At 70.3% G+C, this 19,914-nt stretch carries 15 protein-coding genes, 1 tRNA gene and 1 pseudogene; 6 read left to right on the plus strand and 11 right to left on the minus strand.

What is annotated here, in order from left to right; translation table 11 throughout:
* Positions 1-66 precede the first annotated feature (66 nt).
* On the minus strand, positions 67-2,085 hold the full coding sequence (locus tag CCN42_RS00860; protein WP_422641147.1) for a discoidin domain-containing protein: 2,019 nt from the start codon (positions 2,083-2,085) through the stop codon (positions 67-69).
* Between the two features lie 333 nt (positions 2,086-2,418).
* Between CCN42_RS00860 and CCN42_RS00865 the strand changes: the two genes are divergently transcribed.
* The 4 genes and pseudogenes from CCN42_RS00865 (at position 2,419) to CCN42_RS00885 (ending at position 7,427) form a co-directional block, all read left to right on the plus strand.
* Positions 2,419-3,897 carry a Y4yA family PLP-dependent enzyme gene (locus tag CCN42_RS00865; protein ID WP_086732608.1) on the plus strand — a complete coding sequence of 493 codons (1,479 nt, stop codon included), beginning with the start codon at positions 2,419-2,421 and terminating at the stop codon, positions 3,895-3,897.
* Complete coding sequence (locus CCN42_RS00870) at positions 3,894-5,222, plus strand: pyridoxal-phosphate dependent enzyme (RefSeq protein WP_086732609.1); 1,329 nt, start codon at positions 3,894-3,896, stop codon at positions 5,220-5,222. Before CCN42_RS00865 ends, CCN42_RS00870 begins: the two co-directional genes overlap by 4 nt.
* A gap of 5 nt (positions 5,223-5,227) precedes the next feature.
* Positions 5,228-6,445: an aminotransferase class V-fold PLP-dependent enzyme gene (locus CCN42_RS00875; protein ID WP_086732610.1), complete on the plus strand. Its 1,218-nt coding sequence runs from the start codon at positions 5,228-5,230 to the stop codon at positions 6,443-6,445.
* Positions 6,446-6,544: 99 nt separating this feature from the next.
* A pseudogene (locus CCN42_RS00885) lies at positions 6,545-7,427 on the plus strand (trans-aconitate 2-methyltransferase).
* A gap of 214 nt (positions 7,428-7,641) precedes the next feature.
* Here CCN42_RS00885 and CCN42_RS00890 read toward each other — a convergent pair.
* On the minus strand, positions 7,642-8,319 hold the full coding sequence (locus tag CCN42_RS00890; RefSeq protein ID WP_086171258.1) for a TetR/AcrR family transcriptional regulator: 678 nt from the start codon (positions 8,317-8,319) through the stop codon (positions 7,642-7,644).
* The gene (locus CCN42_RS00895) at positions 8,316-9,329 is read right to left on the minus strand and encodes an acyl-CoA desaturase (protein WP_086732612.1); all 1,014 of its coding nucleotides are present in this window, start codon (positions 9,327-9,329) and stop codon (positions 8,316-8,318) included. Before CCN42_RS00895 ends, CCN42_RS00890 begins: the two co-directional genes overlap by 4 nt.
* Before the next feature lie 285 nt (positions 9,330-9,614).
* Here CCN42_RS00895 and ppc point away from each other — a divergent pair, with 285 nt between their 5' ends.
* Positions 9,615-12,347 (plus strand): phosphoenolpyruvate carboxylase, encoded by a 2,733-nt coding sequence (gene ppc / locus CCN42_RS00900; RefSeq protein ID WP_086732613.1) that lies wholly within the window; start codon positions 9,615-9,617, stop codon positions 12,345-12,347.
* 71 nt (positions 12,348-12,418) lie between these two features.
* Here ppc and CCN42_RS00905 read toward each other — a convergent pair whose 3' ends face one another.
* From CCN42_RS00905 to CCN42_RS00940, 8 genes are all read right to left on the minus strand, one after another.
* Complete coding sequence (locus tag CCN42_RS00905; RefSeq protein ID WP_086732614.1) at positions 12,419-13,138, minus strand: LPXTG cell wall anchor domain-containing protein; 720 nt, start codon at positions 13,136-13,138, stop codon at positions 12,419-12,421.
* Positions 13,139-13,275: 137 nt separating this feature from the next.
* On the minus strand, positions 13,276-13,764 hold the full coding sequence (locus tag CCN42_RS00910) for a hypothetical protein (protein ID WP_086732615.1): 489 nt from the start codon (positions 13,762-13,764) through the stop codon (positions 13,276-13,278).
* A 54-nt stretch (positions 13,765-13,818) separates the two neighbouring features.
* Positions 13,819-14,421 (minus strand): aminoacyl-tRNA hydrolase, encoded by a 603-nt coding sequence (pth, locus tag CCN42_RS00915; protein WP_086732616.1) that lies wholly within the window; start codon positions 14,419-14,421, stop codon positions 13,819-13,821.
* Between the two features lie 80 nt (positions 14,422-14,501).
* The gene (locus tag CCN42_RS00920; protein WP_086732617.1) at positions 14,502-15,098 is read right to left on the minus strand and encodes a 50S ribosomal protein L25/general stress protein Ctc; all 597 of its coding nucleotides are present in this window, start codon (positions 15,096-15,098) and stop codon (positions 14,502-14,504) included.
* A 185-nt stretch (positions 15,099-15,283) separates the two neighbouring features.
* Positions 15,284-16,264, minus strand: coding sequence for a ribose-phosphate diphosphokinase (locus CCN42_RS00925; protein ID WP_073941400.1), 981 nt, complete (start codon positions 16,262-16,264; stop codon positions 15,284-15,286).
* A gap of 140 nt (positions 16,265-16,404) precedes the next feature.
* Positions 16,405-17,853, minus strand: coding sequence for a bifunctional UDP-N-acetylglucosamine diphosphorylase/glucosamine-1-phosphate N-acetyltransferase GlmU (gene glmU / locus CCN42_RS00930; RefSeq protein WP_086732618.1), 1,449 nt, complete (start codon positions 17,851-17,853; stop codon positions 16,405-16,407).
* A gap of 122 nt (positions 17,854-17,975) precedes the next feature.
* A tRNA-Gln gene (locus CCN42_RS00935) sits at positions 17,976-18,051 on the minus strand.
* A 14-nt stretch (positions 18,052-18,065) separates the two neighbouring features.
* Positions 18,066-18,926, minus strand: coding sequence for a hypothetical protein (locus tag CCN42_RS00940; RefSeq protein WP_086732619.1), 861 nt, complete (start codon positions 18,924-18,926; stop codon positions 18,066-18,068).
* 167 nt (positions 18,927-19,093) lie between these two features.
* On the opposite strand from CCN42_RS00940, the gene CCN42_RS00945 reads away from it, so the two are divergent.
* Positions 19,094-19,914: sensor histidine kinase (locus tag CCN42_RS00945; protein WP_245877088.1), on the plus strand; the 821-nt coding region annotated here is incomplete at its 3' end.

The following is a 19,914-nucleotide window of genomic DNA, read 5'->3' on the forward strand; positions in this document are numbered from 1 at the left end:
GGAAGCCTTCCCGGCGGCTCCTGGGCGACGGGTGAACTGCCTGGTCGCAGACGGCGGACGGAGGCGTCAGCGGCTGTGGACGCCCACCTCGCGGAGCGAGTAGCCCCACTCGGTGCCCCGGACCAGGCCCTGGACGCGGACGTGACGGGCCGGAATCGGCGTGAACCGCGCGGTGTCCAGTCCGCCGTCGCCGGCCGTGGTGGACCAGGCGGTCCGCCAGGTCCGGCCGTCTGCGGAGAGTTCGACGCGGTACGCCTTCGCGTAGGCGCGCTCCCAGTCGAGGGTGACGCGGCCGACGAGGTGGGTGGCGCCGAGGTCGAGGCGGAGCCACTGGGCGTCGCTCCACTCGCTGGCCCAGCGGGTGTCCCGGTCGCCGTCGACGGCCCGGCCGGGCGCGTGGCTGCTGAAGGGGTTCCACCATTCTGTGGAGCTGGCGGTGGCACCGGCGCCCGCGGCCAGGTCGGTCTCCGCGCGGTGCCGTTCGGTACCGCCCCAGGTGTCGAGGTAGGACTCGGCGCCGCGGAACAGGTCGTCGACGACGTCCTGGCCGCCGACCAGCCGGATGTCCTCGATCCAGTCGGGGACGAGCCCGTAGTGGGCGGCGCCGTCGGTGTTCAGGTCCCAGGTGCGCTCGCCGGTGGTCTGCCGGTCGATGAGGGATCCGCCGTCGGCGCTGCGGAACGGGTAGCGGACCGGGTTGCCGGTGTCCGCGCCGCGCGGGCCGGGCCAGCCGCCGACGCCGTTCATGTCGGTGCCGTATCCGTAGCCGACGCCGTACTTGTCGCGCAGCGCGTCGGTGCGCTCCGCCTCCGCGCTGAATCCCTCGGAGCCGTGCATGTACTGGGCGATGAACCCGCCGAGTCCGTAGACCCGCTCGGTCCAGTTCAGGTCCATCCAGCTGTGCGAAGAGAGCACGCCCGGGTAGGACTCGGCCTCGAAGATGTCGAGCACCCGGCCGGTGGCCTTGACGCTCATGTGGTCGATCTCCAGCATCATCTTGCGCTGCATCATGCCGCGCACGGCGTACTCGCCGAGTGCGGTCAGGCCGCGTACGTTGCAGCGCGCGTCGGCGTCGTACGACGGGACGGACACGCCCTGCGGCAGCCGCTTCTCGGCCTCGGGGGCGGCGGCGAGGCCGATGGGGTTGTCGGCCTGGGGGCCCGCGCACCTCTCGGTCCGCCAGAAGGTGCCGGTGGACAGGAACTGCCCGACGTTGATGGCGGTGCCGAGGGTGCCCGAGTCGAACCGGACGCCGCACAGCGCGTTGTCGAACTTGTGGCAGAGGAACATGCTGCGCACGCCCAGCGCGTACAGCTCGTCCAGCCCCTTGTCGATGTCCTCCTTGTCGCACTGCGGCACGTCCAGTACCTGCTTGCAGCCGAACGGCTCGGAGGTCTCCACGCCCAGGACGACCGCCAGCTTGCCCTGTTCGATCACCCGGCGGGCCTGCGCGCTGTCGGTGACGATGCGGAACCAGCCCTTTCCGGGGCCGCCGTACATCCGGTCGACGTAGGCCTGGAGGTCGTAGGTCAGCTTCGCCTGGAGCCGGATCGACGTCATCTCGTCGCAGCCGCGGTCCTTGAAGAAGTAGACCGAGCAGATCACGCCGTTGGTGACGAGGTCGTTGACCATGACCCGCTGGCCGCCGCGCCAGGCCCGTTCCACCCACGCGTAGTAGTTCTGCTGGTGGGTGAGCGAGTCGTGCGCGGGCCAGTCCTCGAAGGTGGGCCAGCCGACCGGGTCGTGCCTGCCGTCACCGCCGTTGGTGATGAAGTCGAAGATCGCCAGGGAGCCGTCGGGGTAGTGCTCGGGGCAGTCCTCGAGGGCGTCGGCGATGCCGGCCTCGGAGAAGGTCCTGCCGCAGATGAGGCGGCCGCCGAAGGCCTCGTTGGAGAACAGGTGGTTGTGGGCGTCGACGAATCCGCGCACCTGCCCCCGGGCGTCGGTGCCGGTGAAGGGCGCGCCCGTGACGTTGATCTGCGAGTCGGGCGCGGGGCGCGCGGCCGGGTTCCACCAGTCGTCGCCCGCGGCGGAGCTGGGGGCGGGGCCGAGGGCCACGGTCAGGACGAGGAGGAGCAGCGTCATGACGGTGACGCCGTTCCGGCTGCGGTACGAGCGTCGAGCCACGGCCACTCCTCGGATTGTCATGCTCACGCAAGTGATCCGAAGAGGATCGCGATCCGCTGCCCGGGAGTCAAGACTCGACGCCGACGGCACCTCGGGAACCGGCCAAAACGGCCGCCAAGTAGCTGAATAGTGACGGGAGTTGCCCATACGCGACGGTGACCGATCGCCCGACGGGCAGGCCGGGATGAGCGTAAAGCGACCGGAGAATGGAAAGGGGGCTATACGGCAAAGCTCGGGAGTCGTGGGGGCATGCCCGGGATGCCGGGTCTGACGTGCGGGTGAGGGGCGGGCATGGGCGGGCATCCCTTGTATCTGGAACCGCGGCTGGGGTCACGCCTCGGCTCGCTGCTGGCGTCGCCCGACGTCCTGCACCCGCTCGTCGACGCGCTCGGCTCACCGCTGAACGTGGTGATCCCCGAACAGATCGCCGCGAACGCCGAGCGTTTCCGCGCGGTGTACACCGGTCACCACCTGTCCGGTCAGGTGTACTTCGCCCACAAGGCCAACCGGTCCAGCGCCCTGCTGCGCCGGCTGGCCGCTACGGACGCCGGCGTGGACGTCGCGTCGCTGGGCGAGTTGCAGCACGCGCTCGGCGCCGGCTTCACCCCCGACCGCATCACGGCGACCGGTCCGAAGAACCCGGAGTTCCTGTGGCTGGCCGCCCGCACGTCCGTCACCGTCAGCGTCGACAGCCGGGAGGAGCTGGACCAACTGGCCGCGCTGGTACGGGTGTTCACCCTGCCTCGGGTGCCCGTGCTGCTGCGCCTGTCCGGCTTCGAGGCGGCGGGCGTACGGGTGCTGAGCCGCCGCAGCCGGTTCGGTACGCCCGTGCGGGCCTCCGGCCCGCTGCTGGAGGCTGTCGAACGGCACCGGGACACGGTCGAGCTGGCCGGGGTGGCCTATCACCTGGACACCACGAGCCTCGACGAGAAGGCGACCGCGCTCGAAGGCTGCCTGCGGGCACTGGAGGAGGCCCGCAAGAGAGGGCTGCGGCCCCGGGCCGTCGACGTCGGCGGCGGATTCGGGCTCGGCTATCTCGCCGACGGCGAGCAGTGGGAGCGTTACACCAGCGCGCTCACCGACGCCGTGCTGGGCAATCGGCCACCGCTGACCTGGGGCGGACACGGCTACGGGCTGCGCAACGAGGGCGGCACGCTGCGCGGCTCCCTCGGGCTCTACCCCGCCCACCGGCCGGTCTCCGGTGCGCGCTACCTCGACGAGCTGCTCACGCGGCCCGCCCCCTCCCTGGGCGGCCGGCCGCTGGGCGAGCTGTTGGTCGAGCACCTGTACGACCTGTACACCGAACCCGGCCGGGCCCTGCTGGACCAGTGCGGGCTGACCCTGGCGAAGGTGCTGGAGGTGCGCGAGCAGGAGTCCGGCGGCGAACTGCTGGTGCGGCTGGCCGCGAAGGCCTCGGACGTGGCCCTGGAGGAGCACGGCGTCCTGATGGACCCCGTCGTCGTCCCCCGCGCCCGCCGTCAGCCGGTGTCCGCCGGCGGAGGCGAACCGGTCGCCGTCCACCTCTTCGGCAGCCTCTGCCTGGAGGCCGACCTGATCACCCGCCGCACGGTGTTCCTGCCACGCCGGCCCGAACCGGGTGACCTGATGGCCTTCGTGAACACCGCCGGCTACTGCATGGACTTCCACGCCACAGCCGCCCAGCGGCAGCCCGTCGCCCGCAAGGCCGCCGCCTGGCAGGAGGACGGCGCGTGGCGCTGGTGCCTGGACGATCAGTACTGGCCGACCACCTCCCGGGGGGGAGCACAGTGAGGTACGACAGCATCACCGAGGCCATCGGCAACACCCCGCTGGTGCGCATCGACCCGTCCGTGCACGGTCTGCGCCACATCGACCTGTACGCGAAGCTGGAACTGCTCAACCCGTTCGGCTCGGTGAAGGACCGGGCCGCCTGGAACATGGCCCGCCCGCACCTGGCCGCGGCCGCCGCGCGCGGCAGCCAGGTCGTCGAACTGTCCAGCGGCAACACGGCGAAGGCACTGGCCGTTCTCGCGGGCATGCACGGCCTGACCTTCAAGAGCGTCACCAACCGGATGCGGGTGCCCGAGATCAAGGACCTGCTGCTGTTGCTCGGCGCGGAGATCGAGGAACTGCCGGGCCAGAGCGAGTGCCTGGACCCGACCGCCACCGACGACCCGCTGACCCTGTTCCACCGGACGATCTCCGAACAGGGCAGCGCGTATCTCCATACGGACCAGTACTTCAACCCGCGCAACACCGAGGCCCATCTCACCGGCACCGGGCCGGAGATCGTCAAGGACCTGGACGGCCGCGCCCCGGACTGGTTCGTCGCCTGCGTGGGCACCGCCGGGTCGTCCACCGGTGTCGCGCGCGTGCTGCGGGAGAACGACTCCGCCGTACGGGTCCTCGGCCTGGTCGCGGCCAAGTCCGACTTCATCCCCGGCATCCGCACCCTCGACGAGGCCCACGAGGTGGGTCTGTTCGACCCCGCCACGTACGACACGATCGAGGCGGTCGGCTCGGACGAGGCGATCGAGGGGATGCTCACCCTCAACCGCCGGTGCGGCATCCTGGCCGGACCCACCGGCGGGGCCGCCTACTTCGGGGCGGTGCGCCGGCTGCGCGCCGTCGACGCGGAGCTGACCGAGGACGACCGGCGGCAGACGGCGGTGTTCATCGTCTGCGACCGGGTCGAGAGCTATCTCGGCTATGTACGGCAGCGGCGCCCGGACCTGTTCGGCCGCCCCGCGCGCACGAACTCGCCGGCCGATCTGACCGAGGAGGAGATCCGCACGGCCCCGTCCGTCGGGGTCGCGGACGCACAGGCCTGGATCGGCACGGGCCGGCCGCTGGTGGTCGACCTGCGCAGCCCGTTCGCGTACGCCGCGCTGCACATCGACGGCTCGGTCAACATCGTCGACGAGGTCTTCGGGGAACTGCTGCGCGGCGGACTGCCGTTCAGCCGCAGCCGCCCGGTGCTGCTGGCCTGCCCGGTCGGGGAGAAGTCCGCCCGCTACGCCGCGCTGCTCACCCGGATGGGACACCCCGAGGTGCGCAGCCTGGCCGGCGGCATCATCGCCTGGCGGGACGCGGGCGCGCCCCTGGTGCGGGACTGACCGGCATGACCGCACCCGCCTCACGCGCCCAGGGCACCGCCGCGCTCACGGAGTTGCGGGACTGGCAGCACCCGCTGCGCGGCCAGTTCCCCATCATCACCGGCCATCCGGACCTCGCCTACCTGGACAGCGCCGCCACCGCCCAGAAGCCGCAGGCGGTGCTCGACGCCGTCCAGACCTACCTCACGACGTCCAACGCCAACGCCGGACGCGGCACCTACCCCTGGGCGAACCGGAGCACCGCCCTGATCGAGGAGGCCCGCGAACGGGTCAAGCGGTTCCTGGACGACCCGGCCCCGGACGGCTCGGCGGTCCACTTCACCAGCGGCACCACCGAGGGGCTGCGCACGCTCGCCCGTGACTGGCTGCCCTCGTTCCTCTCCGACGGGGACGAGATCGTCGTCCCCGTCGCCGACCACCAGGCGAACATCGAGCCGTGGCTGGAGGCCCAGCGGCTGCTGGCCCGCCAGGGAGTGCGGATCCGGGTCCGTCCGATGCCCTACCAGCCCGGCTCCGGCGACTACGACCACACCGCACTCGCCGGACTGGCCGGGGAGCGCTCCCGGTTCGTCGCCGTCACCCACGTCCACCACGTGTACGGGGGCGACATGAACGTCCACCGCATCCGCCGGGCGGTCGGCCCGGACGCGGTCATCTGCCTGGACGCGGCCCAGAGCGTCGGTCATGTGCCGGTGTCGGTGGCCGCCGCGGACGTCGACTTCGTCGTCTTCTCCGGGCACAAGGCGATGGCCCTGCCGGGGACGGGTGCCGTCTGGGCCCGTCAGGCGCGCGGACCGGCACTCACCCCCGGCGGCTGGTCGGGCACCCCCAACACCGCCGGCATCGTCTCCTTGACGGCTGCCCTGGACTGGCTGGACGGCGCGGGTGTCGACCGGATCGAACGGTGGACGGTCGCCCTGGCGGCCCGCCTCACCGACGGGCTGCGCCGGCTGGACGCCTACGAGGTGCTGGGCTGCCGGACCAGTCTCGCCGCCGACTCCTCCGTCCAGCAACGCCGGGGCATCGTCACCTTCCGGCACCGCGCCGTCGACTCGGGCGACCTCGGGTTCATCCTCTTCAGCGAAGGGTTCATGGTCCGCTCCGACCAGCACTGCCAGGGCAGCGCGGGCGAGCGGACCGGCTCCGTACGGGTGAGCCTGCACGTGTACAACGAGGAGGCGGAGATCGACCGGCTGCTGTCCGTCCTGGCGTCACTGGCGTGAGTGACGCCGCGCTCGCATGCATAATGGGAACCGTTTTCACCTGTAGACTCGCGGAACGAGCGGGACATCAGGTGCGAGACGGTGAGGTGGCACGACCCCATGGGACTGAGCCTGGCGACGGCGGAACGATGGGTGGAGCGCTGGGAGCGCCAGCAGCAGCGGTACGCCGTCGACCGCGAGGAGCGCTTCACCGTCATCGCCGACGTCGTCGAGCACATCACCGCCGGCCGGCCGGGCCGCCCGCTCGTCGTCGACCTCGGCTGCGGCCCCGGCTCACTGGCCGCCCGGCTGGCCCGCCGGCTGGCCCACCGCCCACCTCACGGGCTACGACAACTCGCCCGAGATGCTCGCCCAGGCCCGGCCGGGACCGACCCCCGGCGGCGGCCGGCTCGACTTCGCCCACGCCGACATCCGCACCTGGACGCCCGCCGAGCCACACGACCTGATCATCAGCAACGCCACCCTGCACTGGATCCCCGGGCACGCCGGCCGCTTCGCCGACTGGATCGCCGGACTGGCACCCGGCGGCACCCTGGCCTTCCAGATCCCCGGCAACTTCGACGCCCCCAGCCACCGCCTGCTGCGCGAACTGGCGAACGCACCCCGCTGGCGGGACCGGCTGGCCGGAGCCCTGCGCCACGAGAACGCCGTGCACACACCGGTGGAATACCTGAACCGGCTGACGGCCCTCGGCTGCGACACCGACGCCTGGGAGACGACCTACGTCCACCTGCTGCCGGGCGAGGACCCGGTCCTGGACTGGGTGAAGGGCACCGCCCTGCGCCCGGTCCTCACGGCGCTCGACGCCGACCCCGCGGCGCGGGAGGAGTTCGTCCTCGCCTACCGCGAGGCTCTGCGCGAGGCGTACCCGGCGACACGGCACGGCACCCCGTTCCCGTTCCGCCGGATCTTCGCGGTGGCCCGCAAGGAGGGCGGTCACGGGCTCCAGGGAGCCCGCCACGACCGGCGAGACGCCCGCTAGGGTCGGTCTTTCGTTCGGATCAGCCCGGCTTGAGGCCGGGAGCCTCTCGACCCACCCGAGCGGGGTCTGGTGCGTGCGGCTGCAAGGCGGAGGAGGGAGTCGACGCGGAGCGTCGGCGACCGACGACAACGCCGCTGGGGGTGCCCCCTGCTCGCAGAGCTTGACGGAGCGCGTGCCAGGCCCCGCGACGCCGGGGTGATCCGAACGATTGGTCCTAGCTCTTGCGGTGCCCTATCAGCCGCGGCTTCGGCTCCAGCCCGTCCAGCCCGTGCCACGCCAGGTTCACCAGATGCGCCGCGACCTCCGCCTTCTTCGGGCGGCGCACCTCCAGCCACCACTGGCCGGTCAGGGCGACCATGCCGACCAGGGCCTGGGCGTAGAGCGGGGCCAGCTTGGGGTCGAAGCCGCGGCTCTTGAACTCCTTGCCGAGGATGTCCTCCACCTGGGTGGCGATGTCGGAGATCAGCGAGGCGAAGGAACCCGTCGACTGGGGGATGGGGGAGTCGCGGACGAGGATCCGGAAGCCGTCCGTGTACTCCTCGATGTAGTCCAGGAGGGCGAACGCCGCCTGTTCGAGGAGTTCGCGCGGATGCCCGGCGGTCAGCGACCCGGTCACCATCTCCAGCAGACGGCGCATCTCACGGTCCACGACGACCGCGTACAGCCCCTCCTTGCCGCCGAAGTGCTCGTACACCACCGGCTTCGAGACCCCCGCCTTCGCGGCGATCTCCTCCACCGACGTACCCTCGAAACCCTTCGCGGCGAAGAGGGTGCGACCGATCTCCAGCAGCTGCTGGCGCCGCTCCGCACCGGTCATCCGGGTGCGGCGGGTCCGCCGCGGCTTGTCACTGTTCGAGGTGTTGCTGGAGTCGGTCGCCACGGCGTCCATCATGCCGCCTCGGCGGTCTCCCTCCGGTGCCGGGAGTCGTCTTCGCCGGTGCTGCGACGGGAATCGATACGCGAGCGTGACGGCCAGCGCACGTCGTACGCCCAGCCCAGCTGTTCGAACCAGCGGATCAGCCGGGCGGAGGAGTCCAGCTGGCCGCGCATCACTCCGTGGCGCGCGGAGGTGGGGTCGGCGTGGTGCAGGTTGTGCCACGACTCGCCGCAGGACAGGATCGCCAGCCACCACACGTTGCCCGACCGGTCGCGCGACTTGAACGGGCGCTTGCCGACCGCGTGGCAGATCGAGTTGATCGACCACGTCACGTGGTGCAAGAGCGCCACCCGCACGAGTGATCCCCAGAAGAATGCGGTGAACGCGCCCCACCAGGACATCGTGACCAGGCCGCCGATCAGCGCGGGCAGGCCCAGCGAGACGACCGTCCACAGCACGAACTGCCGGGAGATCGCGCGCAGCGTCCTGTCCTTGATCAGGTCCGGGGCGTACTTGTCCTGCGGGGTCTGCTCTTCATCGAACATCCATCCGATGTGGGCCCACCAGAGGCCCTTGATCAGCGCCGGCACGGTCTCGCCGTACTTCCACGGGGAGTGCGGGTCGCCCTCCGCGTCGGAGAACTTGTGGTGCTTGCGGTGGTCGGCCACCCAGCGCACGAGCGGGCCCTCCACCGCCATCGACCCGGCGATCGCCAGTGCGATCTTCAACGGCCGCTTGGCCTTGAACGAACCGTGGGTGAAGTGCCGGTGGAACCCGATCGTGATGCCGTGACAGCCGAGGTAGTAGAAGAAGACCAGCAGACCGAGATCCAGCCAGCTCACGCCCCAGCCCCACGCCAGCGGCACGGCCGCCAGGAGCGCGAGGAACGGGACGACGATGAACAGGAGCAGAGTGATCTGCTCGACGGACCGCTTCTTCTCGCCGCCCAGCGTGGCGGACGGGGTCGTCGCGGTCTCGGAGGTCGACTTCGGCGCGTCGTCGATCACATCGGAACTTGGGGTCATGGGCGTCCCCTGTGGGGTCGAGGGTCGTGGAAGCCGCGGTCCGGAAACCGAGCACTACCTACGGTTCCGTAACCTACGGTGTCGTAAGTATGTCAGTGCCGCGCGCGGCGGCAAGAGCCCCAAGGCCTGCGCGTCCGCGTGGACACCTATCCTTGGAGTCGGTCGGACAGCGCGGTCCGCTCTGTTTACTTCCCGGATGCCCGGCCCGTATGCGGCAGCCGCCGCGCGAGACGCCGTCCGGGTACCCCTCCCAGACGAGCTTCAACACTGCAAGGAGCCGCACCTGTGAGCAGTGCCGACGACCAGACCACGACGAACAGCAGCGCACTGCGCGCCGACATCCGCCGACTGGGTGATCTCCTCGGTGAGACCCTGGTGCGGCAGGAGGGCCCGGAGCTGCTGGAACTCGTCGAGAAGGTACGCCGCCTCACCCGAGAGGACGGCGAGGCCGCCGCCGAGCTGCTGCGCGGCACGGAACTGGAGACCGCGGCCAAGCTGGTCCGCGCCTTCTCCACCTACTTCCACCTGGCCAACGTCACCGAGCAGGTGCACCGAGGCCGCGAGCTGCGCGCCAAGCGGGCCGCCGAGGGAGGCCTGCTCTCCCGCACGGCCGACCGGCTCAAGGACGCCGACCCCGAGCACCTGCGCGAGACGGTCCGCCACCTCAACGTGCGCCCCGTCTTCACCGCCCACCCCACCGAGGCCGCCCGCCGCTCCGTCCTCAACAAGCTCCGCCGGATCGCCGCCCTGCTGGACACCCCCGTCCTCGACTCCGACCGGCGCCGCCACGACGTCCGGCTCGCCGAGAACATCGACCTCGTGTGGCAGACCGACGAACTGCGCGTCGTCCGCCCCGAGCCGGCCGACGAGGCCCGCAACGCGATCTACTACCTGGACGAACTCCACGCGAACGCCGTCGGTGACGTCCTCGAGGACCTCACCGCCGAACTGGAACGCGTCGGCGTCACCCTCCCCGACGACACCCGCCCCCTCACCTTCGGCACCTGGATCGGCGGCGACCGCGACGGCAACCCCAACGTCACCCCCCAGGTCACCTGGGACGTCCTCATCCTCCAGCACGAGCACGGCATCAACGACGCCCTGGAGACGATCGACGAACTCCGCGGGTTCCTCTCCAACTCCATCCGCTACAGCGGAGCGACCGAGGAACTGCGGGCCTCCCTCCAGACCGACCTGGACAACCTCCCGGAGATCAGCCCCCGCTACAAGCGGCTCAACGCCGAGGAGCCCTACCGGCTCAAGGCCACCTGCATCCGGCAGAAGCTGGAGAACACCAAGCAGCGCCTCGCCAAGGGCACCCCGCACGAGCCCGGCCGCGACTACCTCGGCACCGGCGAACTGCTCCAGGACCTCACCCTCATCCAGACCTCCCTGCGCGAGCACCGCGGCGCCCTGTTCGCCGACGGCCGGATGAACCGCACCATCCGCACCCTGGCCGCCTTCGGCCTCCAGCTCGCCACCATGGACGTCCGCGAGCACGCCGACGCCCACCACCACGCCCTCGGTCAGCTGTTCGACCGGCTCGGCGAGGAGTCCTGGCGGTACGCCGACATGCCGCGCGACTACCGCACCAAGCTGCTCGCCAAGGAACTGCGCTCCCGCAGGCCGCTCGCCCCCAGCCCCGCCCCCGTCGACGCGGCGGGCGCGAAGACCCTCGGCGTCTTCCAGACCGTCAAGAAGGCCCTGGAGGTCTTCGGACCCGAGGTCATCGAGTCCTACATCATCTCCATGTGCCAGGGCGCCGACGACGTCTTCGCCGCCGCCGTCCTCGCCCGCGAGGCCGGACTCGTCGACCTGCACGCCGGCTGGGCCAAGATCGGCATCGTGCCGCTGCTGGAGACCACCGACGAGCTGAAGGCCGCCGACACCATCCTGGAGGACATGCTCTCCGACCCGTCCTACCGGCGCCTGGTCGCGCTGCGGGGCGACGTCCAGGAGGTCATGCTCGGCTACTCCGACTCCTCCAAGTTCGGCGGCATCACCACCAGCCAGTGGGAGATCCACCGCGCCCAGCGCCGCCTGCGCGACGTCGCCCACCGCTACGGCGTCCGCCTGCGCCTCTTCCACGGCCGCGGCGGCACCGTCGGCCGCGGCGGCGGCCCCACCCACGACGCCATCCTCGCCCAGCCCTGGGGAACCCTCGAAGGCGAGATCAAGGTCACCGAGCAGGGCGAGGTCATCTCCGACAAGTACCTCATCCCCTCGCTGGCCCGCGAGAACCTGGAGCTGACCGTCGCGGCCACCCTCCAGGCCTCCGCCCTGCACACCGCCCCGCGCCAGTCCGACGAGGCCCTCGCCCGCTGGGACGCCGCGATGGACGTCGCCTCCGACGCCGCCCACGCCGCCTACCGGCGCCTGGTCGAGGACCCCGACCTGCCCGCGTACTTCTTCGCCTCCACCCCCGTCGACCAGCTCGCCGACCTGCACCTCGGCTCCCGGCCCTCCCGCCGCCCCGACTCCGGCGCCGGCCTCGACGGCCTGCGCGCCATCCCGTGGGTGTTCGGCTGGACCCAGTCCCGGCAGATCGTCCCCGGCTGGTTCGGCGTCGGCTCCGGCCTGAAGGCCCTGCGCGAGGCCGGCCTGGACACCGTGCTCGACGAGATGTACGGGCAGTGGCACTTCTTCCGCAACTTCGTCTCCAACGTCGAGATGACCCTCGCCAAGACGGACCTGCGGATCGCCCGCCACTACGTCGACACCCTCGTCCCCGACGAGCTCAAGCACGTCTTCGACACCATCGAGGCCGAACACGAGCTCACCGTCGCCGAGGTCCTGCGCATCACCGGCGAGAACGAACTCCTCGACGCGCAGCCCGTCCTCAAGCAGACCTTCACCATCCGCGACGCCTACCTGGACCCGATCTCCTACCTCCAGGTCGCCCTCCTCAAGCGCCAGCGCGACGCCGCGGCCGCCGGCGAACAGCCCGACCCGCTGCTCTCCCGCGCCCTGCTGCTCACCGTCAACGGCGTGGCCGCCGGCCTGCGCAACACCGGCTGACCCGCCCGGCCGAAACGGCTGTGCCCCCGGGTCCGCACGGACCCGGGGGCACAGCCGTTCTCGCGTGTACGTCAGTCCTGGCCGGCCGCGCGGCGGCGAACCACCAGGTAAGCGCCGCCCGCCAGCAGCGCCGCCGCCACACCCGACAGCAGGCCCACCGGCGCCCCGTTGCCCGTCTCCGCGAGGTCACCGTCCGCACCGCCCTGCGAGGACGGCGACGCGCCCGCACCGGCACCGGCGGACGCGCCCGGCGCCCCGGACGCCTCCGGCGCGCCCTGCGCAGCAGAGGCCGACGGTGAAGCCGACGCCGACGCCGACGCCGAGCCGGACGGCACCGCACCGCCGCTCTCCTGCGGCCCCGCGCCCGAGCCCGCGCCCTCATCCTCGTCCGCGCAGTCCGACCAGAACACCTTGTGCTTGGCCGCGCCCTTCTCGCCCTCGAACGTCCAGAACAGCTTGTAGTGCCCGTCCGGCAGGGACAGGTCCGCCGTCCGGCCGTGTCCGGCGCCGTCCAGGGTCAGGGACCCGGACTCCACCGTCTCGCCCCTGTTCTCGCTCGGCGGGATCGCCTCGATCCGCCAGTCCACCCGCTGACCGCCGTCGAAGCCGAAGGCGTCCAGGTAGAAGGCACACACGTGCGGCTCGTTGCGGCGCAGCTCCTCGTCCGTCGCGGCATCGTGGATCTTGACCGTGCCGTTGTCACCGGGCGGCGTGGCATGGGCGGCCGGAGCGAGCAGCAGGGCCGCGGAGGCGGCGGCGCAGACGGCACCGGCGCGGAAGGGGGTTCGCATGAGGCAGTAGTCCATCTTCGGGATCGAACGGGAAGATGTGGAGGGGGCGGCTCAGCTTCCAGCCCCGGCCGACGGCCGGTCAATCACGAACAGGGAACACTCGGAGCCTTCACAGACGTGGAGAACGGGCCAACCCCTCACATGGTCACGAACGCCGCCGTCAGCAGCGCGAACCCCGACCCCGCCAGCACCCACGCCACCCGCGTCCGGCGCAGACCACCCGCCACCACCACCGAGGCCAGCAGCAGCGCCCCGCCGAGCGGCACCCACGAGTAGAGGATCCCGGCCGGCCCGGAACGCACCGCCTCGTCACCGTCCGGCTTCATCACCACGGTGTACGTACGCCCCTCGCGCACCGCCGCCGAATCCTCGACGACCACCCGTTCCCGGGGCAGCGAACCGTGCGACAGCGGCCTGTACGGCCCCGCACAGACGCCGCCGCCGCAGTCGGCCACCTCGACGGTCCCGCTCTCCCGCCCCTTGGTCAGCATCACGTACTGGGCGGACCCCCACGAGGCCCACACCCCGGCGACCAGGATCAGCGCCGTGACGACACTCATCGCCGCACACCGGCCGAAGCGCAGCACGGCGACGGCGCCCGGACGGGAGACGACCGCAGAAGGCATGGCCGCGATCTTTGGCCATACCTGCACGGTCGGTCAACTTCGCTGGGTGAAACGTCAGGAGTTGTACGTGCCCTGCGCCCGCTCCAGCCCATCGATCACCAGACACTCCACCGCATCCGCCGCCCGGTCCACGAACCAGTCCAGCTCCTTGCGCTCCGCCGACGAGAAGTCCCGCAGCACGAAATCCGCCACCGGCATCCGCCCCGGCGGCCGCCCGATACCGCACCGCACCCGGTGATAATCCGAACCCATCGCCTTCGTCATCGACTTCAGCCCGTTGTGCCCGTTGTCACCGCCACCCAGCTTCAGCCGCAGCGTCCCGTAGTCGATGTCCAGCTCGTCATGCACCGCCACGACGTGCGCCACCGGAACCTTGTAGAAGTCCCGCAACGCGTTCACCGGACCACCCGACAGATTCATGAACGACATCGGCTTCGCCAGAATCACCCGCCGGCTCCCCGGCCCCGGCGGACCGATCCGCCCCTCCACCACCTGCGCCTGAGCCTTACCCGCCCGCTTGAACCGGCCCCCGACCCGCTCCGCCAGCAGATCCACCACCATGAAACCGACGTTGTGCCGGTTCATCGCGTACTCCGGCCCCGGATTCCCCAGCCCCACGAGCAGCCAGGGCGCACCCGCATCGGTCGTCACGTCCACATCTCCTTGGATACGCGCCAGCCGCCGTCCCCCACGGAAAACCCCGGGGAACAGCGGCTGACGACGGAAAGAACTGAGGATCAGGCCTCGGCGGACTCTTCGCCGGCCGCGGCCTCCTCGCCCTCCGACTCCTCGGCCTGCGCGGCCAGGATCTGCAGGACGACAGCGTCCTCGTCGACGGCCAGGGTCACACCGTTCGGCAGCGCGATGTCCTTGGCGTGGATCGAGGCACCCGCCTGCAGACCCTCCACGGACACGGTCACCTGCTCCGGGATGTGCGTGGCCTCGGCCTCGACCGGCAGCGCGTTCAGCACGTGCTCCAGCAGGTTGCCACCCGGGGCCAGCTCGCCCTCGGCGACGACCGGGATCTCGACCGTGACCTGCTCGCCACGCTTGACCAGCTGCAGGTCGACGTGCTCCAGGAAGCCCTTCAGCGGGTCACGCTGCACGGACTTCGGGATCGCCAGCTCCTGCGACTTGCCGTCGATGTCCAGGGAGATCAGGACGTTCGGCGTACGCAGCGCCAGCAGCAGGTCGTGACCCGGGAAGGTCAGGTGCAGCGGGTCGGAACCGTGGCCGTACAGCACACCCGGAACCTTGTTGTCACGACGGATACGACGGGCGGCACCCTTACCGAACTCGGTACGGGTCTCGGCGGTGAGCTTCACCTCGGACATGACGATCACTCCTCGTAGGAAGCGGAACGGACGGGTCACCCGGCCACGAACGGCCTGCTACGAAGAGCGCGTCGATAACGGACCGCCGTACACACGCGTACGGCCTCCCTCGCCGAGCAACTGCAACAGAGTACTCGGCGAAGGAGGCCGCAGAAAAATCGATCAGGCAGAACGCCCCGGAAGACCTACTGCTCGTCGAACAGGCTCGTCACCGAACCGTCCTCGAACACCTCACGCACCGCACGCGCGATCGTCGGAGCGATCGACAGCACCGTCAGCTTGTCCAGATCCTGGCTCAGCTCACCCGGCGTCGGCAGCGTGTTCGTGAACACGAACTCACTCACCCGCGAGTTCTTCAGCCGGTCCGCCGCCGGACCCGACAGCACACCGTGCGTCGCCGTCACGATGACGTCCTCCGCACCATGCGCGAACAGCGCGTCCGCAGCCGCACAGATCGTCCCACCCGTGTCGATCATGTCATCGACCAGGACACACACCCGGCCCTTGACCTCACCCACGACCTCGTGGACCGTCACCTGGTTCGCCACGTCCTTGTCACGCCGCTTGTGCACGATCGCCAGCGGCGCACCCAGCCGGTCACACCACCGGTCCGCGACCCGCACCCGGCCCGCGTCCGGAGACACCACCGTCAGCTTCTCCCGGTCCACCTTCTTGCCCACGTAGTCGGCCAGCAGCGGAAGCGCGAACAGATGGTCGACAGGACCGTCGAAGAAACCCTGGATCTGGTCCGTGTGCAGATCCACCGTGAGGATCCGGTCCGCACCCGCCGTCTTCATCAGATCCGCGATCAGACGCGCCGAGATCGGTTCACGACCCCGGTGCTTCTTGTCCTGCCGCGCGTAACCGTAGAACGGCACGATCACCGTGATGGAACGCGCCGAAGCCCGCTTCAACGCGTCGATCATGATCAGCTGCTCCATGATCCACTTGTTGATCGGAGCCGTGTGGCTCTGGATCAGGAAGCAGTCCGCGCCACGCGCCGACTCCTGGTAGCGGACATAGATCTCGCCATTGGCGAAGTCGAAGGCCTTCGTCGGGACAACCCCGACACCCAGCTGGTGGGCGACCTCCTCGGCAAGCTCGGGGTGGGCGCGGCCGGAGAAGAACATCATCTTCTTCTCGCCGGTCGTCTTGATCCCGGTCACAGCACTTTCTCCTCAGAGGTGTCTCAGCTGGGTGTTGACACGACGTCTCGGCAGCTGGGGCGCGAGAAACGTCGTCTCAGCTGGTGGGGTGCGGGTGTGCACTTATCACGGTACGCCGTCCCAGACGCACCTGTTTCCGGTCAGCCTTCGCCATCCGGCTCCCGGGAAGCCGCCTCGGCCGCCTTCGCCGCCGCACTCCCCGGACGCTTACGAGCCACCCAACCCTCGATATTCCGCTGCTGACCACGGGCCACAGCGAGCGAGCCGGGCGGCACATCCTTGGTGATCACGGAGCCGGCAGCCGTGTAGGCACCGTCCCCGATCGTGACAGGAGCCACAAACATGTTGTCCGAACCGGTACGGCAGTGCGACCCCACCGTCGTGTGGTGCTTCTCCTGACCGTCATAGTTCACGAACACGCTCGCCGCACCGATGTTGGTGTACTCACCGATCGTCGCGTCCCCCACGTACGACAGATGCGGCACCTTCGTACCCTCACCGATCGACGCGTTCTTCGTCTCGACGTACGTCCCGATCTTGCCCTTGCGGCCCAGCCGCGTCCCCGGCCGCAGATACGCGAACGGACCCACCGTCGCCTCCGCGCCCACCGTCGCGCCCTCGGCCACCGTGTTGTCGACCCGCGCCCCCGCACCGACCCGGGTGTCCTTCAGCCGGCTGTTCGGACCCACCTCACAGCCCTCGGCCAACTGCGTCGCACCCTGCAGCTGCGTACCCGGATGCACCACGACGTCCTGCCCGAACGTCACCGTGACATCTACCCACGTCGACGCCGGATCCACCACCGTGACCCCCGCCAGCATCGCCCGCGTCAGCAGCCGGTCGTTCAGGATCCGCCGCGCCTCGGCCAGCTGCACCCGGTTGTTGATCCCCGCGATCTCCCGGTGATCACCCGCCACCGACGCACCCACCCGGTGCCCGGCCTCCCGCAGGATCCCCAGGACATCCGTCAGGTACTCCTCGCCCTGGCTGTTGTCCGTACGGACCTTCCCCAGCGCCTCGGCGAGCAGCCGGCCGTCGAACGCGAACACCCCGGAATTGATCTCCCGGATCACCCGCTGCGACTCGGTCGCGTCCTTGTGCTCGACGATCGCGGTCACGGCACCCGTCGCCTCGTCCCGGACGATCCGGCCGTAGCCGGTCGCGTCCGGGACCTCCGCGGTGAGCACGGTCACGGCGTTGCCGTCCGCGGCATGCGTCTGCGCGAGCTGCCTGAGCGTGTCGCCGGTCAGCAGCGGGGTGTCCCCGCACACGACCACGACCGTCCCGTCGACGCTCCCGCCCAGCTCCTCCAGGCCCATCCGGACGGCGTGCCCGGTGCCGTTCTGCTCCGCCTGCACGGCGGTGCGGACGCCGGGGGCGACCTCCGCGAGATGCGCGGTGACCTGCTCGCGGGCGTGCCCGACGACGACGACGAGATGCTCCGGCTTCAACTCACCGGCCGCGGCCAGCACATGCCCCACGAGACTGCGTCCGCAGAGTTCGTGCAGGACCTTGGGTGTGGCCGACTTCATACGGGTGCCCTCACCCGCTGCGAGAACGACGACGGCTGCCGGGCGAATGGCGCTCACGGGATGCCCTTCGGCTGTGGAGTGGGGTGTGGACAACCGCAGGATACCGGGGGCGTTTCGGGGGGAGACGAGAGCGGGTCCTGACGTGGCAGTCAGGACCCGAACCCAGGTCTTGTGAGCTATGGCTCCCCCGCAAGGATTCGAACCTTGTCCTGCTAGATCCAAAATCTAGTGTGCTGCCAGTTACACCACGGGGGACAGCGCTTCAGACCTTACCGGAGACGTGCCTGCGCCTGGGCAACGATTCCGTCCCACCAGCCTTCGATGCGGTTGTACAGATCAGCGCTCTGTGACACCGAGACGACCAGGCAGCCGTGGTAGTCGTCGCCGGTGTTCTTGCGGACGGTCTTCGGATTGTGCTTCTTGAGGGTGGCCTTCTGGAAGACGGAGGAGTCGACGTCCGAGATGTCCGCCCAGTGGCGCTGGGCGGCGTCCACGTCCGCGGACTCGTGGATGAGCACACGGAAACGCAGTCGGTCCCGGCTCACGCCCAGCAGGTCGAGCCACGCGAGGTAGACCTGGATCACGCCGGGGTCACTGTTGACGAAGACCGCACGCTCCCGGCGGTCGTACGGCTTGCTCTTCGATCCCTCGGCCCAGTACAGGGCGACCCCCGCCAGGAACAGGTCACGGTCGGACAGTTCCTGCGCTTCTCGGCGCGCCGCGAGCTTGCTCTGCCTGCGCTTCTCCTGCTCCGCGGCCCTGCGCCGCTTGAGGCCTTCGGTCATGAGGGCCCGCTGCTCCTCTGGCGTGTAGCGAGGTTCCGGGCGCGGCAGGTCTCGCACCCACAGGGAGACCGAACTCCTGGAGCAACCCAGCTCAAGCTGGATCTGGTCGTACGTCCACCCCTGCCTGCGCAGTTCGCGGGCCCTCTCGCGGAGGTCGTCCTTGGCGTTCGGGCGCTTCGTCCACTCCGGGGCCGGCTCGCCTCGGACCAGCCGGGTGAGGATGTCGTTGTTGTAGATCTTCAGCTCGTCGCGGATCTGGCGAAGGCTGTAGCCCTGGCGGCGCAGGGTGACCGCCTGTTCGCGCAGGGCCTCGAAGTCGGTGTACTTGCCGATGGAATGTGCCATGGGCATACCGTCCGGGTGGAATGTGGGATTCCGGGGTCGAACGGGGATGGTTCAGCAGTTCGAGGGATTCCGGTGGGTTTCGCTGTTATTCGATTACGAACTGTGGTGCAGGTGAGTCGTCGAAACTCGCCGGAAAACGCCGCCCCGCCGCCCGTAGGCTGGGGGGCATGACCACGACGGGGGATGACCACACGGAGGCCCGGTCGGGGCCGTGGTGGTGGGAGAGACGGCGCAGTGCGGTGCTCGACTGGAGCCTTGCGCTGCTGTCGGCGCTGGAGTGCTCGGTGGAGGGCTATCCGTTCGCGCAGGACGCGGGGATTCCGGAGGCGGCGGGGGTCGCGTTCGGTGTGGTGGCCGGTTCGACGCTGCTGTGGCGGCGCAGATGGCCGATCGTCGTCGTGCTGGTGTCGATCGCGATCGCGCCGGCGCAGATGGGCCTGCTGCTGACGGTCGTCGGCCTGTACACGCTGGCCGCGTCGGAGCTGCCGCGCCGGATCATCGCGGCGCTGGCGGGGATGTCGCTGGTGGGGACGCTGGTGGTGACGCTGGTGCGGGCGCAGCAGGACATGGCGCGGGGTGAGGTGGAGCTGAGTGTGGGGGACTGGTTCGTCCCGTTCATCTCGATCACCGCGTCGCTGGGGGTGACGGCGCCGCCGTTGTTGCTGGGGCTGTACGTGGGGGCGCGGCGGCGGTTGATGGAGAGTCTGCGGGAGCGGGCGGATTCGCTGGAGCGGGAGCTTCAGTTGCTCGCGGAGCGGGCGGAGGAGCGGGCGGAGTGGGCGCGTAACGAGGAGCGGACGCGGATCGCCCGGGAGATGCATGACGTGGTCGCGCACCGGGTGAGTCTGATGGTGGTGCATGCGGCGGCGTTGCAGGCGGTGGCGCGGAAGGATCCGGAGAAGGCGGTGAAGAATGCCGCGCTGGTGGGGGACATGGGGCGGCAGGCGTTGACCGAGTTGCGGGAGATGCTGGGGGTGCTGCGTTCGGG

Origin of the sequence: Streptomyces glaucescens (assembly GCF_002154375.1) — a bacterium.
Taxonomy (GTDB): domain Bacteria; phylum Actinomycetota; class Actinomycetes; order Streptomycetales; family Streptomycetaceae; genus Streptomyces; species Streptomyces glaucescens.

Bases quoted from the DNA above. Each gene is read 5' to 3' on its own strand.
- CCN42_RS00860 (WP_422641147.1), bottom strand. From the start codon at position 2,085: ATGACGCTGCTCCTCCTCGTCCTGACCGTGGCCCTCGGCCCCGCCCCC.
- CCN42_RS00865 (WP_086732608.1), top strand. From the start codon at position 2,419: ATGGGCGGGCATCCCTTGTATCTGGAACCGCGGCTGGGGTCACGCCTC.
- CCN42_RS00875 (WP_086732610.1), top strand. From the start codon at position 5,228: ATGACCGCACCCGCCTCACGCGCCCAGGGCACCGCCGCGCTCACGGAG.
- CCN42_RS00890 (WP_086171258.1), bottom strand. From the start codon at position 8,319: ATGATGGACGCCGTGGCGACCGACTCCAGCAACACCTCGAACAGTGAC.
- CCN42_RS00895 (WP_086732612.1), bottom strand. From the start codon at position 9,329: ATGACCCCAAGTTCCGATGTGATCGACGACGCGCCGAAGTCGACCTCC.
- CCN42_RS00905 (WP_086732614.1), bottom strand. From the start codon at position 13,138: ATGCGAACCCCCTTCCGCGCCGGTGCCGTCTGCGCCGCCGCCTCCGCG.
- CCN42_RS00910 (WP_086732615.1), bottom strand. From the start codon at position 13,764: ATGCCTTCTGCGGTCGTCTCCCGTCCGGGCGCCGTCGCCGTGCTGCGC.
- CCN42_RS00920 (WP_086732617.1), bottom strand. From the start codon at position 15,098: ATGTCCGAGGTGAAGCTCACCGCCGAGACCCGTACCGAGTTCGGTAAG.
- CCN42_RS00940 (WP_086732619.1), bottom strand. From the start codon at position 18,926: ATGGCACATTCCATCGGCAAGTACACCGACTTCGAGGCCCTGCGCGAA.